Annotated in this window: 13 protein-coding genes and 1 pseudogene; 3 read left to right on the plus strand and 11 right to left on the minus strand. The window is 37.7% G+C overall.

Annotation, left to right across the window (positions count from 1 at the left end):
• Nucleotides 1-146 precede the first annotated feature (146 nt).
• Nucleotides 147-1,049, minus strand: a complete 903-nt coding sequence (locus IOC57_RS06580) for an aldo/keto reductase (protein ID WP_207437964.1) — start codon at nt 1,047-1,049, stop codon at nt 147-149.
• A gap of 216 nt (nt 1,050-1,265) precedes the next feature.
• Here IOC57_RS06580 and IOC57_RS06585 point away from each other — a divergent pair, with 216 nt between their 5' ends.
• A complete protein-coding gene (locus IOC57_RS06585; protein ID WP_207437965.1) occupies nt 1,266-1,541 on the plus strand; it encodes a ribbon-helix-helix domain-containing protein in 276 nt (91 codons plus the stop codon).
• A 10-nt stretch (nt 1,542-1,551) separates the two neighbouring features.
• On the opposite strand, the gene IOC57_RS25755 is transcribed toward IOC57_RS06585, so the two are convergent.
• Nucleotides 1,552-1,677 carry a hypothetical protein gene (locus IOC57_RS25755; protein WP_286184584.1) on the minus strand — a complete coding sequence of 42 codons (126 nt, stop codon included), beginning with the start codon at nt 1,675-1,677 and terminating at the stop codon, nt 1,552-1,554.
• 120 nt (nt 1,678-1,797) lie between these two features.
• Nucleotides 1,798-2,223 carry a VOC family protein gene (locus IOC57_RS06590; protein WP_207437966.1) on the minus strand — a complete coding sequence of 142 codons (426 nt, stop codon included), beginning with the start codon at nt 2,221-2,223 and terminating at the stop codon, nt 1,798-1,800.
• A gap of 201 nt (nt 2,224-2,424) precedes the next feature.
• On the opposite strand from IOC57_RS06590, the gene IOC57_RS06595 reads away from it, so the two are divergent.
• Nucleotides 2,425-2,772: a potassium channel family protein gene (locus IOC57_RS06595; protein ID WP_207437967.1), complete on the plus strand. Its 348-nt coding sequence runs from the start codon at nt 2,425-2,427 to the stop codon at nt 2,770-2,772.
• Nucleotides 2,773-3,220: 448 nt separating this feature from the next.
• On the opposite strand, the gene abc-f is transcribed toward IOC57_RS06595, so the two are convergent.
• The 4 genes and pseudogenes from abc-f to IOC57_RS06615 all read right to left on the minus strand — a co-directional run bounded on the left by abc-f (nt 3,221) and on the right by IOC57_RS06615 (nt 8,154).
• The gene (gene abc-f / locus IOC57_RS06600) at nt 3,221-4,849 is read right to left on the minus strand and encodes a ribosomal protection-like ABC-F family protein (protein WP_207437968.1); all 1,629 of its coding nucleotides are present in this window, start codon (nt 4,847-4,849) and stop codon (nt 3,221-3,223) included.
• A 453-nt stretch (nt 4,850-5,302) separates the two neighbouring features.
• The gene (locus IOC57_RS06605) at nt 5,303-6,172 is read right to left on the minus strand and encodes a cation diffusion facilitator family transporter (protein WP_207437969.1); all 870 of its coding nucleotides are present in this window, start codon (nt 6,170-6,172) and stop codon (nt 5,303-5,305) included.
• 518 nt (nt 6,173-6,690) lie between these two features.
• Complete coding sequence (locus tag IOC57_RS06610) at nt 6,691-7,260, minus strand: GNAT family N-acetyltransferase (protein ID WP_207437970.1); 570 nt, start codon at nt 7,258-7,260, stop codon at nt 6,691-6,693.
• 131 nt (nt 7,261-7,391) lie between these two features.
• A pseudogene (locus IOC57_RS06615) lies at nt 7,392-8,154 on the minus strand (class I SAM-dependent methyltransferase).
• 442 nt (nt 8,155-8,596) lie between these two features.
• Between IOC57_RS06615 and IOC57_RS06620 the strand changes: the two are divergent.
• Nucleotides 8,597-10,381, plus strand: coding sequence for a laminin G domain-containing metallophosphoesterase family protein (locus tag IOC57_RS06620; RefSeq protein ID WP_207437971.1), 1,785 nt, complete (start codon nt 8,597-8,599; stop codon nt 10,379-10,381).
• A 164-nt stretch (nt 10,382-10,545) separates the two neighbouring features.
• On the opposite strand, the gene IOC57_RS06625 is transcribed toward IOC57_RS06620, so the two are convergent.
• The 4 genes from IOC57_RS06625 to IOC57_RS06640 form a co-directional block, all read right to left on the minus strand.
• Nucleotides 10,546-11,442 carry a DMT family transporter gene (locus IOC57_RS06625; protein ID WP_207437972.1) on the minus strand — a complete coding sequence of 299 codons (897 nt, stop codon included), beginning with the start codon at nt 11,440-11,442 and terminating at the stop codon, nt 10,546-10,548.
• A 520-nt stretch (nt 11,443-11,962) separates the two neighbouring features.
• Nucleotides 11,963-12,787 (minus strand): ABC transporter permease, encoded by an 825-nt coding sequence (locus IOC57_RS06630; RefSeq protein WP_207437973.1) that lies wholly within the window; start codon nt 12,785-12,787, stop codon nt 11,963-11,965.
• Between the two features lie 17 nt (nt 12,788-12,804).
• Nucleotides 12,805-13,629, minus strand: a complete 825-nt coding sequence (locus IOC57_RS06635; protein WP_286184585.1) for an ABC transporter ATP-binding protein — start codon at nt 13,627-13,629, stop codon at nt 12,805-12,807.
• A gap of 18 nt (nt 13,630-13,647) precedes the next feature.
• On the minus strand, nt 13,648-14,706 hold the full coding sequence (locus IOC57_RS06640; RefSeq protein WP_207437974.1) for an ABC transporter substrate-binding protein: 1,059 nt from the start codon (nt 14,704-14,706) through the stop codon (nt 13,648-13,650).
• Nucleotides 14,707-14,741 lie beyond the last annotated feature (35 nt).

A 14,741-nucleotide genomic window follows, 5' to 3' on the forward strand; every position in this document is an offset into this window, starting at 1 on the left:
ATGAAATCCTGCGAATAAGCGAGTATTCGTGAGCATTATCTATTAAACTGAGGGAGTTCATTATGAAGATAACGAACTTATAAAAGGACAAAAAGAATGGGGAGCCCATCGGGAGTTCCATTCTTTGCGTTCAAAGGTAAGGATCATTACGGAATATCATGTCCCATCGAGCTGGTTAAAATGTTAAACCATTGTTCTTTTTCCATGCTTAATTTTAGTGAATCAATGGCACTGTCCAATCGTTCTTTCTTACCGGATCCAACGATCGGAATGATTTTTGCAGGATGCCTCAACAGCCATGCATACATCACTTCATCTATTCCATTAGCCCCGATTTCTTCTTTTACGTTTTCTAACGCTTCTCTTAATCGAACAGCCTTTTCATTCGATTGCTCAAAGATGCCTCCTCCAGCAAGTGGTGACCATGCCATTGGAGTCACGCCCGTTTGCTGACATAAGTTAATGGTTCCATCTTCAAAGTTTTCAAGATTGTACGCAGAAAGTTCCAGCTGATTCGTCACAAGCGGATATTCAAGATAAGATTGAAGCATATCCCATTGCGGTTTTTTGAAGTTCGATACTCCAAAGTTATGGACCTTTCCTGATTCTTTTAATTGATTAAACGCCTCAGCTGTTTCTGCCGGGTCCATCAGGGGATCCGGACGATGAATAAGTAACAGATCAATATAATCCGTTTTAAGATTCATAAGGGATTGTTCAACAGACTTTATAATATGGGTTTTACTAGTGTTGTAATGGTGACTTTTATGAGATGGACGGTTTTCTGATTTAAGTACTATGCCACATTTCGTAATGATCTCCATCTTACCTCGTAATGATGGCTTTAATGAAAGTGCGTTCCCAAAAATCTCTTCACATGTATAGCTGCCATATATGTCAGCGTGATCATATGTAGTGACGCCGCGATCCATTCCATGTTCAATGAGAGATAGGGTTTCCTCGGTAGAAAATCTCCAATCTGCCAATCTCCACATACCGTGTACAATGCGTGAAAGACTAAAATCTTCAGTTAGATTGATTCTTTGCATGCTTTTCTCCCCTTTTTTACTTTGATTGGTCTTGCTTAATAGCCGTTTATCCTTTGTAATCTGTGTCAGTATCATTTGCTACTGTCATGAACTTAAGTATAATTTAAATTTTCGGAGAATCCTAATCATGAGTGATCCTTTTATGCCATATTCATTTAGCATACTTATATTTGTTTACCTTCCATTCTAGGTATATGATAGATTAAAAGACTGAAGGTGGAACGACCTATCAATTATGAAACGAGAAAACCTATAAACATTACCCTCAATCCGTACCTGACTAATAGACTCGCTAACCTGGTTGAAGAAAGAAATATCCCCATCGAAAGATTGATGGATAAAGCTGTAGACTTGTTACTTGAATACATGGAGGATAATGAAACCGTTAATCAGGTGAAATACAGTAATATCGAAGCGATTGAAAAGAATAAAGAAATGATTGCAAAAAGTAGAGAATTCATTGATAAAAACAAGCACTCAACTCCTAAGTAAAGTGCTTGTTTCATACTATAGGCACTAGCTTTCCGCGGTCGGTCCGCTCTCGGCTTGCGACTGAGGGGGTCTCACCTAGACTCGCTTTTCCTGCTGGAGTATCGAACACCCGCTCCAATCCACTTTGTTTTAACATTTAGATAGACTCCAATTGCCCATGGTCCTTTTTATATTATTATCGAAGGATTGAAAACTTAAGGTATGAAAATGCCTTCTAAATATGATTCTATTCACCAGGAGCAACGTGAGATCACATTCATGATTCCATGATATCCCACTGCGGATTCCAAACGACTTCCCAAATGTGTCCATCAGGGTCTTGAAAGTGTGCAGAGTATCCTCCCCAGAAAGTGTCATGTGCGGGATCGGTTATGATTGCGCCAGCTTTTTTTGCTTTTTCCAACACAATATTCACTTCCTTTTTACTACCTACATTGTGACCAAGGGTAAATTCAGTAGGACTTGTCGGAGACAAAGGAACCTTGGCCTCATGCGCTATATCCTTTCGACCCCAAATGGCAAGCTTTAGGCCTTCTTGCAAGTCGAAAAAGGCAACGGCTCCATGCTCAAATTCTTTGCCCACTATTCCTTCTGTTTGAAATCCCAGGCCATCCCGATAGAATTCCAGCGATTTTTCCAAATCTTCCACACCTAATGTAATGACAGTAATACGTGGTTTCATAAGTGCCCCCTTCTACTTACTTTCTCTTTCTATTGGTTAAAAAACGCTTTTATTTCAAACCAGATCAAAATAAACACGTTTTTTTGCCAATCTAAAATGAATTCCTGTATAGTATAATGATTAACTGATCAAATTCGAATATCAGGATTTACTGACACTTTATTTGAATTGTAATGAAACCGAAAGGAAAAGCGATTACCAATGATTTCATTTATCCTCACCTTGAAACGTTTCCTAAAAGCCCTGTGGTCCGCTTTTAAATTGAAGAACTTCCAGGTTCTTTTCGTATTGGTCCTCGTTATGTTATTTTCCGGCACAATTTTCTATGTTAAGCAGGAAGGTCTAACTGTGATTGAATCCCTTTACTTCTGTGTTGTTACTCTTAGTACGATTGGGCATCCAAGTTTTGAACCAGAGACAACTTTAGGAAAGATGTTTACAATGATTTATATTGTAGGCGGCACCGGATTATTTATGGGCTTAATAGGATACCTTGCATACGCAATCATAAAGAAACCGGAAAACGAGAGCGATAGCAGCAAAACCTGAATGTATGGGAATGCTTATAATAATTGGCATTCCTTTTTGATTGTTGTAATAATCGCCATTTAAAAAAGACCAAGTGAAAGCTCTCCCCCAAATTACTGAAGTTTGAGCCTGAACCTTAATTCCTTTATATTTTGGTTTTCTTCAGTTGTTTTAATTCACAAATCTAACCGTGGCAGGATACGGACAACTGATTTTTAACCGCACTTTCCCCTTCCCCCCTTTGAGTGTCATCAATGGTTATATGCTAGCTATGAATTCCGGAATCGGGATTGTCACGTCGTAAAACTGCCATTTAATGATCAAACTTTCATTTTATCTGATTTAATCCCAATCAATATGAGTCTCTCCAACATACGTTTGGTTAATTTTAACATTACCCACCTTTTTTTCATTCATTTAATTAATCCATTTTATTACTTTTTTAAGTGAAAATAACTCTCTACCCACTTTAATCTTCAAGCTCTTTTTTCTTGTTCAAGAGTTGGAGGTATTCCTTATTCAATTCCCCTTTTTCCTCTTCCTTCATAACACTGGACAGTTTCCCAAGTGTCTCGATGATTTGCACTTCAATCATAAGAAGTTCAGCCTGTTTATCTTGGTGACCATCCTTGCGCTTAGCCAATTTTGTTGATTCCTGACTGATAGTCCTTACTCTCGAAGGTTCATCTTCAAATGTAAGTGAATGTGTTGCAAGCGATTGGATCAATGAACGATCATGAGTAACAAAAACGATGGTTCCTGGATATGCTTTTAACACTTCGGTTAAAGCCTCTTTAGTATGAATATCCAGATAATTTGTAGGTTCATCCAAAACCATGACATTATAGTTTCCCAAAAAAACTTTTGCTAGGGAAGCCCTGACTCTTTCCCCACCGCTTAAAAGTGATATTTGTTTGTGAACGTCATCTCCTTTAAAAGCTAATCGTGATAATAGCGTACGAATAAAGGCTTGATTGTAGGGACTGTCATCCAATATATTTTCAAGAACCGTTTTACTTTCATTCAAATTTTCTTGTTGTTGGGCAAAAAATCCAATCTTTGCTGGCTTCGCGACATATAAATCTGGGTGCCCCTCTACTATCTTTTTCAATAATGTCGTTTTTCCTGAACCATTTTGACCATTGATGGCGAGTCTGCATGAAAGGGGGACATCTCCAAAAATATGCTGTTTCAGGATTCTTGATCCGACTTTCAGGGAACAGCCATTAAATCGAATGACCCTTTTGCTATGCAAGGATGGAAATTCTGAAATATCAAAGATGATAGGGGGATCTTCCCTCGGTTTTTCTTTTTTTGCTAGTTTTTCGATTCGAGTTTCAATCGCTTCAGCAGAACGGTTCAATTTCGCCTTCTGTTTCCCAGCACTGCGTTTATGCAGCCTTGCTTCTGAATTGCCCATTCGTTTAGGGGCTTTCCTAATTGAATCCGATTTGGCTTGGAGGTTTTGTGCAGCCTGTTTCAACCGGTTCTTTTCACGGGTATACTCTTCATATTGCTGATTTTCCTTTTCTGATTTTGCTTGCTTTTGTTTGATATACGCCTCGTAATTCCCTTCATATACAGTTACCTTGCCTTGCTCAACTTCCCATATTGTAGTACACAGATGATTTAAGAATGCTTTATCATGTGAAGTAAGCAAAAGAGCGCCATTAAAAGACTTTAAATCCTTTTCCAATTGTTCAATTCCAGATACATCTAAATGGCTGGTAGGTTCATCCGCAATCAATACATCCGCATTGGAAGACAGAGCTGCGGCGATTTTTCTTCGAGTACGTTCGCCGCCGCTTATGATTTCTTGATTCTCATCGGGCAATTTCCATATGCTCGTCAATACCCCGCTTATTTCTTGTTCAGTTTCTTCTATTTGCGGAATATAGCTGACTGTTCCATGGCTCTCTATATGACCGGAATCGGGTTCCCTAAACCCCGCTAGTATAGAAAGAAGGGTCGTTTTGCCTTCTCCATTCCTACCAACTAAACCAACACGGTCATGACTGTAAAGATGAAGTGAATCAACGGATATAACTTCACGGTTCCCGTAGCTTTTCTTTAAATCATTCGCTTTTAAAAATAACATAAAAAAATCCCCCTCTATTTTTCTAGAGAGAGATCGCCTGTTACTAAATTAATATACATAAACCAAATATACCTCATCTGATTTGATAACAGAAAAAGTAGTTGTATATGAATTAGTACCTATAAACGAACAGACGAATCCCATCTCTAAACATAATCATTAAAAATCTCACATGGGTATCAAAAAGATTCTTGTTCAAATGAAAAAGTGAATTCACTTTACTCACCAATAAATCCGATAAGTAAACATGGTGAAGTTTATTTTCATTGAATACATCTAACCGATAACACCCATTGAAATAGATTTAGATTTACTGTTTATTTGATAAGATTACTGCTTCATTGTATGAGGTACCTTTTCCTTCCAATGTAATGAATTAATGATTGCATATTATTCATATGTTTGTAAAGCCAATTTATTCCCTTTTTATTAATGCTCATGAAAACGAGTGACTTAATTGGGCTCAACATGGACATGAACATCATACACTCCATGATCTTTCTTCATCACTTTCTCTACATGTGTCGCTATATCATGTGCTTCTTTGATATCCAAGGTAGAATTGACTAGGATCACAACATCAATCACTTCATTATTCCCATAATTTCTCCCTTTAATTTCTTTTATGCCCTTGACTCCATCCACATTTGTAATTACATCCTTGTATAGATGAATTTTATTTTCATCAAATCCGTCAGAAAGTTCATGCGAGGCTTGAATGAATATATCCCAGGCTGTTTTGCAAATTAATAATCCAACAATGATGGCAGTAAGGGAATCCAGCCAAGGCATATTTAATTGGGAACCGAAAATCCCTATAGCTGTTCCAACACTTACCCAAGCATCGGAAATATTATCTTTTGAAGCTGCCATAACGGCCTTACTATTAATTTTTATAGCAAGATTTTTATTATATCGGTATACAAAATACATGGCTATGCCTGATAATACACCTACATACCCTGCAATAATGTCAGGTGATTCCTTACCACCTTTAAGCATGGAAGCAACTGCATCTATTAAAACTTGTACACCAACAGCAAACATGATAAATGAAGCTACCATCGAAGCAATGGTTTCACTTTTCCAATGACCATAACCGTGATCTTTATCGGGGGGTCTTTGAGCTAGCCTTAAACCGATCAGTACAGCGATGGACGCGATAATATCAGTCGTGTTGTTCAAACCATCCGCTTTTAAGGCTGCTGAGTCGCTTATGTATCCGATAGCCAGCTTCATGATTGATAGACAAATATAAGCAATTATACTAATGATTGCACCACGTTCGCCTAATTTGAGGTCATTATATTTTTGTTCTTCCATTCAACTTCCCCCCACAATTAAGTACTTGAATATAATATCAACTTAAAAATGGGTGGGTCTATAGCAACCTTTTTGTATCGCTTTATATAAGTAAGTAATATATAACTATGTTGCATAAGGTAAACTATCTGAAAAGAATAATATTGATGGAAGTTTTACTATAAGAAAATCCCTTGAGCTGCTATTCAGCCACTCCGAATGAAGATTCCTTGCATGAGAAAAAGGCTGCGCCAGCAAAAGCCCTAACTGTTGAAGGAAATCCCTGCTGAGTTTACGGCTGACGTATTAGCGGCCCTCTACCATATTCCTAAGTATAAATAAAATATACGATTTATACTTCAAAACAAAGTTGATTGGAGCGGGTGTCCAGACTCCTGCGGAGAAAGCGCGTCCAATAGGAGCTAAGAGCGCAGAGGACGGACCGCCCGCTGAAAGAGAGTGCCCTACTTTCCAATCAACGTTCAATTTTTACATCCCATCAAAAGGAGTAAAAAACATAACCTAAATTTCTTTTAAGATCATGATAATGAAGTAAAGGGCATGTCATTTAGATCTTCTTTTATGAGTGAGTACATATATAAATCATCGAATTTGCCACAAGTATATTCATAATGCCTTAGCAATCCTTCTCTACTAAACCCCTGTTTTTCCACGAGTTTTTGGGATGGGTAATTATCAGGTTCAATTAAAGCTTGAATCCTTTCTAGGTGAAAGTGACGATAGCCATACATAACAACGGCTTCCAACGCTTCACTAGCAATGCCTTTTCCCCAATGAGCTTTACTTAATTCATATCCAATTTCAGCTCGATGATGATTGGTGACCATATTCAGAAAACCACAACTTCCTATAACCCTACCGGAATCTTTTAATGTAATTCCCCATCTAATTCCCGAACCTTCTTGGAATATAGATTCATACCATTTAATTTCATCCCCTACGTCATTTACTGTTTGGCATGGATCTAACCCCATTGGCTTCACTACATCTGTATCAGATAGATATGTAAACATATCACCCGCGTCTTCCATTGTAACTTCCCTTAAAATCAATCGCTTTGTTTCAATAAGCGGAAATACTTTCCCCATCCAATTTTCCTCCTCTAATGTCCCCTTTTTCATATTTTACTGCTTCAATCATTACCTAATTAAAGCCGATAATCAACGCTTTTGATAATAAATAAAAGGCGCCCTACCTTCATAGAAACGCCTTATATCGTTTACTTGATTCCTTCATTTACAGAATTCGTTTCCTTTACTGCTGAAATCATTAAAAACATGAGCCTTCGATTTTCATCTTTTCAGGAACACTTTTTAATAATTCATCTGAAGGCATCGGTTCCTTTACTGCTATGATGCTGACACCAGCACCAATCAGGTTATTCATATATGTTGAAATCGCATGATGATACTTAACTACGTTTTCGGATAAGTAGATTGTTTCTCTTAAACCTTCGATTTGATAGTTGTCAACTGGCCAATGCAGTTGATTTCCTTGATCATCCACATACCAATCTTGTTCGTTGCGAGAAGTGAAGATTGGATGTTCAACCGAGAATACAAAAGCCCCAGGCTTTAAACAATCATGGACCTTTTTACAAATGCCCTCATATGTCTCAATGTAATGAAAAACCAACGAACTGAAAGCCACATCGAACTCAGAGTCGGAAAAATCAATGTCTTCCGTTGGCGTTTAATATATGAAATGAAAGGGTCAACCGTTTTCTCACGTGCTTTTTGAATCATGTTGTCGGAAATATCCACACCAACGACGGAACTAGCTTGTTGCTAACGGGCAAATCGGCAATGCCAGCCAAAACCACAGCCCAAATCAAGTACACTTTTATTACGCAGATTTGGCAGTAGCCCTTTTAATATATGCCATTCTAGAGCAGCTTCCAGTCCTTTGACTGAACGAGGCATTTGCTCAAATGCAGAAAAGAAATTTGCATCATCATATTTGTTTGTTTCATATTTATACATCCCCTTTAATTCAAGATAGCCTCCTACGATTTATACCTCTTCTATGACAGGAGGCTACCTATCTCCTTCTCACCATTTTTTCACCTCTTTTTCTTGATGAATTCCTGTCCTTCTCCTAAGATATTGCTAATTTCCCTACCTCACATCTGAAGTTCATATTACTTCAAACACCAACCCTTCATATTGATTCCTTTTGACAATAAGGTGTAATTCTCGATTTCAACAAGATAGATCATCGATATTAGGCCTTATCTCCTAATGTCTTTTTTAGGAATAAGACTTTTTTACTCATCCTTAATAAGTTATCAAAAAGATAAGCAAACTATACCATATTGCAGTTATACGGAATCTACCTAGGCTTAAGTTCGTTACAAATTAATCCAGGTAGTAAAAAGGCTAAATGTATATCGCTTAATCAAAATTTAATGGGGTGAATGTTTTTATGAGAATGAAAAAAGCAATAATAGGTCTCTCACTCTTATGTATGATTGTTCCTGGTATTGCCAAATCGGCTGATTCCGTTGCTGAAAAAAATCGAAGCAATATCGTGGCAAATTGGAAATTCACTAAACATCATGTTAAAAGCGGTTCAATCGATAAAGGTAATTTAATTATAGAAGATACAAGCAAACATGGAAATGATTTAGAGTTGGTGACGATAGGTGATCCTGCCTCGACTGAATTAAAAAATATGATTCAATGGTCTGACGAAGATTATCATGATCAAGAAAAAGTGGATAGCTTGAAGTTCGCTAATTATGAAAACGCCCCTTCAGGAAGATATTTCAAAACCAAAAAGGGTTCACCTATCAATTCGGAAAAATTCGATAGAGGTTTTACCATAGAAGCGATTTTTAAGTTGCCAAGTGATTCCAAGAGTGTTGTAGGACTTTTTTCCAGGCAAGGACAGGCTGCCGATCTTAATAAAATGGAAGGCGAGAAGAAAATCCTTTCTGCTTTAACTGTATCCAATGATCAAAAAATCCACTGGACAAGCCACCCATCTAATTTAAATTATAATGTAAGCAACTGGTCCCGATCATTAAATGCTGATGAATGGTATCATTTGGCAGTTGTTAATGATGGTAACACGACGACTTTAACTTTGAATGGCGTTAGTGATTACGGAAAATCAGAAAAAGTAATAGGTATTGCAGCAGTTAAAGGTAAAGGCTGGAACATTGGAGCATCTGAGTGGGGAAATAAGTTTAATGCACTATTCAAAGGAAATATCCAGGAAATACGAATAGCTAATAAGGCTTTAACTGAAACAGAATGGCTTGTGCAGGATGCTCGTGACGATGAACCATTCGAAGGATCAAACCAAGCTTTACCGTTTCTAACGAATAAAAAGAATTATAATTTTCTTTTTGTACCAGATACCCAGAAATATTCAAGCCAAAATCCAGAGATTTTCAATAGCCAAATGAACTGGATTTCCAATAACACCAAGAAGAACAATATTATCATGAATACATTTGTTGGGGACATTGTCGATAGTGATTCAGAAAAACAATGGCAGAATTCCCTCGGGGCCATTTCCCATTTGGATAAAAAGGGGGTTCCATATATGATGGCGGCTGGGAATCATGACTATGCGGACGGAGATCCTTTCTTAACACATTATGGGCCGCAGCGTTTTTTGAATAAAAAATACTATAAGGGGTCTTCTCACTCCGGGTATAGTTCATATGCAATCGCTAAGGCTGGGAGTTATGAATACTTAGTTTTAATAGTGGATATGAAAAATCTGCATAAGGACCTTGAATGGTCAAAAACGGTTCTAAATCAGCATAAAGATAAACCGACGATCCTCGTCTCGCATGATATTATATTTCCGAAGGTTAAGGAAGATAAAACCACCGCAGTCGAGTCGTCTAATGGCCGGCTGATTTGGGATGAACTCGTAAAGAACCATAATCAAGTGTTCATGACGGTTAATGGACATTATTTTGGGATAGCACATCGGGTAAAACAAAACTCAGCAGGAAATGATGTCATACAAATGCTGGTCAATTACCAAACGAATTATCGAGGGGGGAATGGCTGGCTAAGACTTGTAGAATTTGATGAAAAGAAAAATGTATTGGTTTTCCGTACCTATTCCCCATTTGTCGACGAAATGTCTAAAAAGGAAAAATCCTATATTGATTATAAATTTTTAACAGGTGAAAATAATTCATTTAAATTGGATTGGGACTTTAAAAATAGATTTAATTTCAGGTAATTAAAAGAAGAGGAAAAAAAACAAATCCCCAGGTATAACTGATCGATCTCAGCAACCTGGGTGAATTCCCATTTTGGGGCCCTCTTATGAGTTGAGTCGTTCAAGAAGAATAAACGTCCATTCTTCATGTTGAATTTAAAATGCTGAGATTTTTCAAACAACTATCATGCTGCTTTTTTCATTACTGATCTATACTTTCCGAACCCGTTAACGACAAGTACCCCTAATATCGCAATTCCGCCGCCAATGACCGAAAGAGTGCTAGGTACTTCACTCAGCCAAACCCAAGCGACGAAAATGGCAATCACAGGTTCAAGGTATAACAAACTAGAAACGGAACTGGCCTTTCCTAATGAAAGGGCGATTGCCCAAGTTACATAACCGATGGCAGCAGGGAAAACACCCACAAAAATCGCGGATAAATGACCTTCCATTGTAACATTTTGAATTTCTTTAAATAGCCCAGGAAAAAATATAAAAAAGGGTATTGTACCGATCCATGTGAAATAAGCTGTCAATTCAATCGGATTATAGCGGCTAAACAGAGGTTTTTGAAAAACAAAAAACACCGCTGAAGCGATAGCAGACATCAGCACTAAAAAGGCTCCTTCAGAAATATTCAAGGAAGGGCCTGCAGTACCTAATGTTATTAAGGAGATCCCTGTGAATCCTATTCCTAAACCCATCCATCCGAATAGGCCGAGGTGTTCTTTTAAAACGAAAACAGCAATGATCGCAATGAAAACAGGTGCTGAACCAATCAGCATTCCTGCCGTTCCCGCCGAAACGGTTTGTTCCCCGAATGTCACCCCGATATGGTAAATACTTATACCAATAAATGCAAGGATCGTTATTCTCAACAGATCCTCTTTTTTCGGGAGGCGAAATTTCACCCCTGGCCATAGAGCATATAAAACAAAAATCCCTGATGCTATAAGATAACGAACAAGTACCAAATGGCCAGCTGAATACCCGCCATGTAAGCTTGCACGAATAGCAGCGAATGTAGATCCCCAAATAATAACTGTAATTGATGCCAGTAAAAATGCCTTAGTGTTCAAAACCTATTCCTCCCAACCATTCACTATAAACTGAAGGTATCATGGATACGCGAGAACTTCAATAAAATTTCTATCTCGCTGTGAAGCGGCATAGTAAAATAGCGGATTAGAGTACATTCTGAGATTCTGAAGAAAGTCTATTTCATATGGGATTGGATAGGAAACCTTCATTTAAGATGGATCAGGTTAGAAATGCATGCTAAACAAAAGGTGCTTAGCAAGGAAGCACCTTTTGTCTACAGTTTTTTAAGGGTTTGCACCATTAAACATTGCCTCCAGGCACTCACTTTCCGCGGGTGGTCGGCCCTCGGCTCCTTTGCGCCTGCGGGTTCTCCCCTGGACACGCTTTTCCCGCAGGAGTCTCACACACCTGTCCCAATCAACTTTGTTGTAAAATTCGGACACCCTTCATAATCTATAATATCCAGGGATTTACGCTTACTTGAAATATCGTCTTGGGTCTCACTGTAACCGTTTTGTACAGCAATACTGCTAGATATCGTTTACATAATTAATTCAGTTACCTATTTTCTGGTTTCCAAGATGAAAAGCGTCTTTCAATAATGCCTAATAATGAAGTAAGAATGATGCCTGTAATGGTAATGACTAACACTCCAACAAACATACGATCTGTTTGCAGGTTTTGACCGTTGCTTGTCAATTGATAACCGATACCAGCTGTCGAAGCGAATAATTCACCTACAACTACAGCAATTAACCCTTGACCAATACCTAAGCGAATGCCGTTTAAAAGGAAAGGTACCGTCGAAGGCAATGCAATTGTTTTAAAAATTTGAAATTCACTTGCATTAAATGTTCTTGCTGCTTTTATTAAGTTTTGATCTAATGTTAACATAGCTTTTTGAGCGCTCATCACTATTGGAAAGAAGGCCATCAAAAATACTATAACAACTTTTGATGCTGGTCCTATTCCAAATGCAATTATGATCACTGGTAAAAGGGCGACTTTTGGAGTTACATATAATCCTGAAATGAAAGGGTTAACTACTGCGTTAAAGTTAGAATTCCAGCCCGATAACACACCAATTGGAATTCCAATAAGTATGGCTAAAATAAAGCCTGTAACAAACTCGTAACCACTTACTTTCATATTTTCCCAAAAAGAAACTTCTTGGATCATTAAAACCGCTGCTTTTGCAATTTCAATTGGTGAGCTAATAAACAATGGATTTATCCATTCATTTTGAGAGGCAACTTCCCAAAGCAACAGGAATATTAAAACAGAAGCAACACTGATAAAAAATGACTTTTTTTCTTTTTTTATTTTCTTCTCCTTTTTTATCTTGTGCTTTGATTGTGTAAGTTGGATAGTTCCCTTTGTCATATTATTCTCCTTTCACTTTATTGTTTTTCTTTATTATCGAAACCTTGTTTTGAAGACTCCTGTTCAATAATGGACCATATATGATCTACAAACTCTAAAAACTCTGGGCTCCGCTTCACATGGAGATCTCTCGGTCTAGGTATATCAATATCCACAACCTCCACTACACGTCCTGGTCTTGCCCCAAAAACAAAAACTCTATCAGCTAAAAAGACCGCCTCATCAATTTGGTGTGTAATAAAAAGACTTGTCTTTTTTGTCTCATCCCATATTCTAAGTAACTCACCTTGCATAAATTCCCTAGTTTGTGCGTCCAATGCCGAAAATGGTTCATCCAATAATATTAATGACGGGTTTACCGTTAATGCTCGGGCCAAGTTTACCCTTTGCTGCATCCCCCCTGACAATTCGTGGGGATAATGATTTTCATAACCATTTAAACCGACCATTTCAATATATTCTTTGGCCTCATTCTTTTTCTCTGCGGTTACTTGCTTTAGCAGTTCAACTCCATAGAGAACATTTTCCAAAACTGTTCTCCAAGGTAATAGACTCGGGTTTTGAAAAACCATTGCCCTATCTTTGCCTGGTCCATCAATTTTTTGCTGATCTAATAGAATTTCTCCCTTACTTGGCTTTAGTAAGCCAACTACAGTATTTAAAAAAGTGGTTTTTCCACAGCCGCTCGGCCCTACAATACATATAAATTCTCCATCTTTAATATTTAAGTTTATATTCTGTAGGGCAATCACTTCTGCACCCGTTTTATTATTTACGTAGGTAACGTCTAAAAATCGAGTAGACAATTTGTAATTTTCCAGTTGTGCATTTTCCATCTTCATTATCATCTCCTTTCTATTCTAATTATTTTTTAAAGCTTCTTGAATATAACTATTTGTCCAAATAACATCTTCAGTTGTATCCTGTTTAGTAGAAACGCCTGATAACTTGCCAAATTCAACTAATGGATCCTGGGCATTATCCCAAGCTTCTTGATTCATTTCTCCATTGCCTTTAAAAGTGTTTTTCAATCCGATTATTGATTCTTCTAGAATATCAACATCAATTCCATCAAAATAAGATACGATTGATTCAGCTGCCTCTCTTGGATTACTACGTGTAAATTCCATACCTTTCCCAATTGCCCGAACTACTTTCAAAGATGTTTCGTGATTATCTTCTAAGTATTCTTTTTTAGCAAAAACAGCTTCCCAGACCATATTCCCATACATCGGCTCTTCACTTGTATTAATTACAATTTCACCAACACCTTTACTTCCCGCTTGTAAACCCATTGGTGGTGATGCTATACCCCCGTCTACAATCCCCTCCTGCATACCGCCAATCTTCGATCCATCTCCTGCTAATTTGACGGTTTTAAGAGAACCAGGATCAACACCATGTAATTGCATTAAATAACGAGTGTATACGTCTCCAGAATCTCCAACAAGGTTTGTACCAATGGTTGCGCCACTCAATGAAGCAACTCTATCTTCAAATGATGAGTCTTTAGAAACACCCTTTTTCTTTTGATATTGTTTAGAGAGAGTAATTTGATAGGTTAGCGCCGAATTTAAAGATTGAATCGCCAATAAATCTTCACCTTTGTCAAGAGGAGTAAACATACTTCGAGGACCTGATACCGCAAACTGAGCTTCACCGGATAATATGGAAGCAATTACTTGTGCTCCGCCCCCACCAGATACAATCTCAACTTCAATTCCTTCTTTTTCAAAAAATCCTTGCTCGATAGCTACATACAAAGGGGCAACTGACAACAACCGTGCAGGTTCTGTAAAAGTAAGCTTTACTTCTTTTCCTCCTGAATCCCCTTTATTTGTAGTTGTTTCGTCACTTTGACTGCATGCAGATACTATAAACACCAAACAAAGCAGAACCAATAATTTATTCTTAAACATATAACTTACCTCCCTAAATCAAATATATTTTTTAC

It is taken from the genome of Bacillus sp. SD075, assembly GCF_017355165.1.
Classification (GTDB): domain Bacteria; phylum Bacillota; class Bacilli; order Bacillales; family DSM-1321; genus Peribacillus.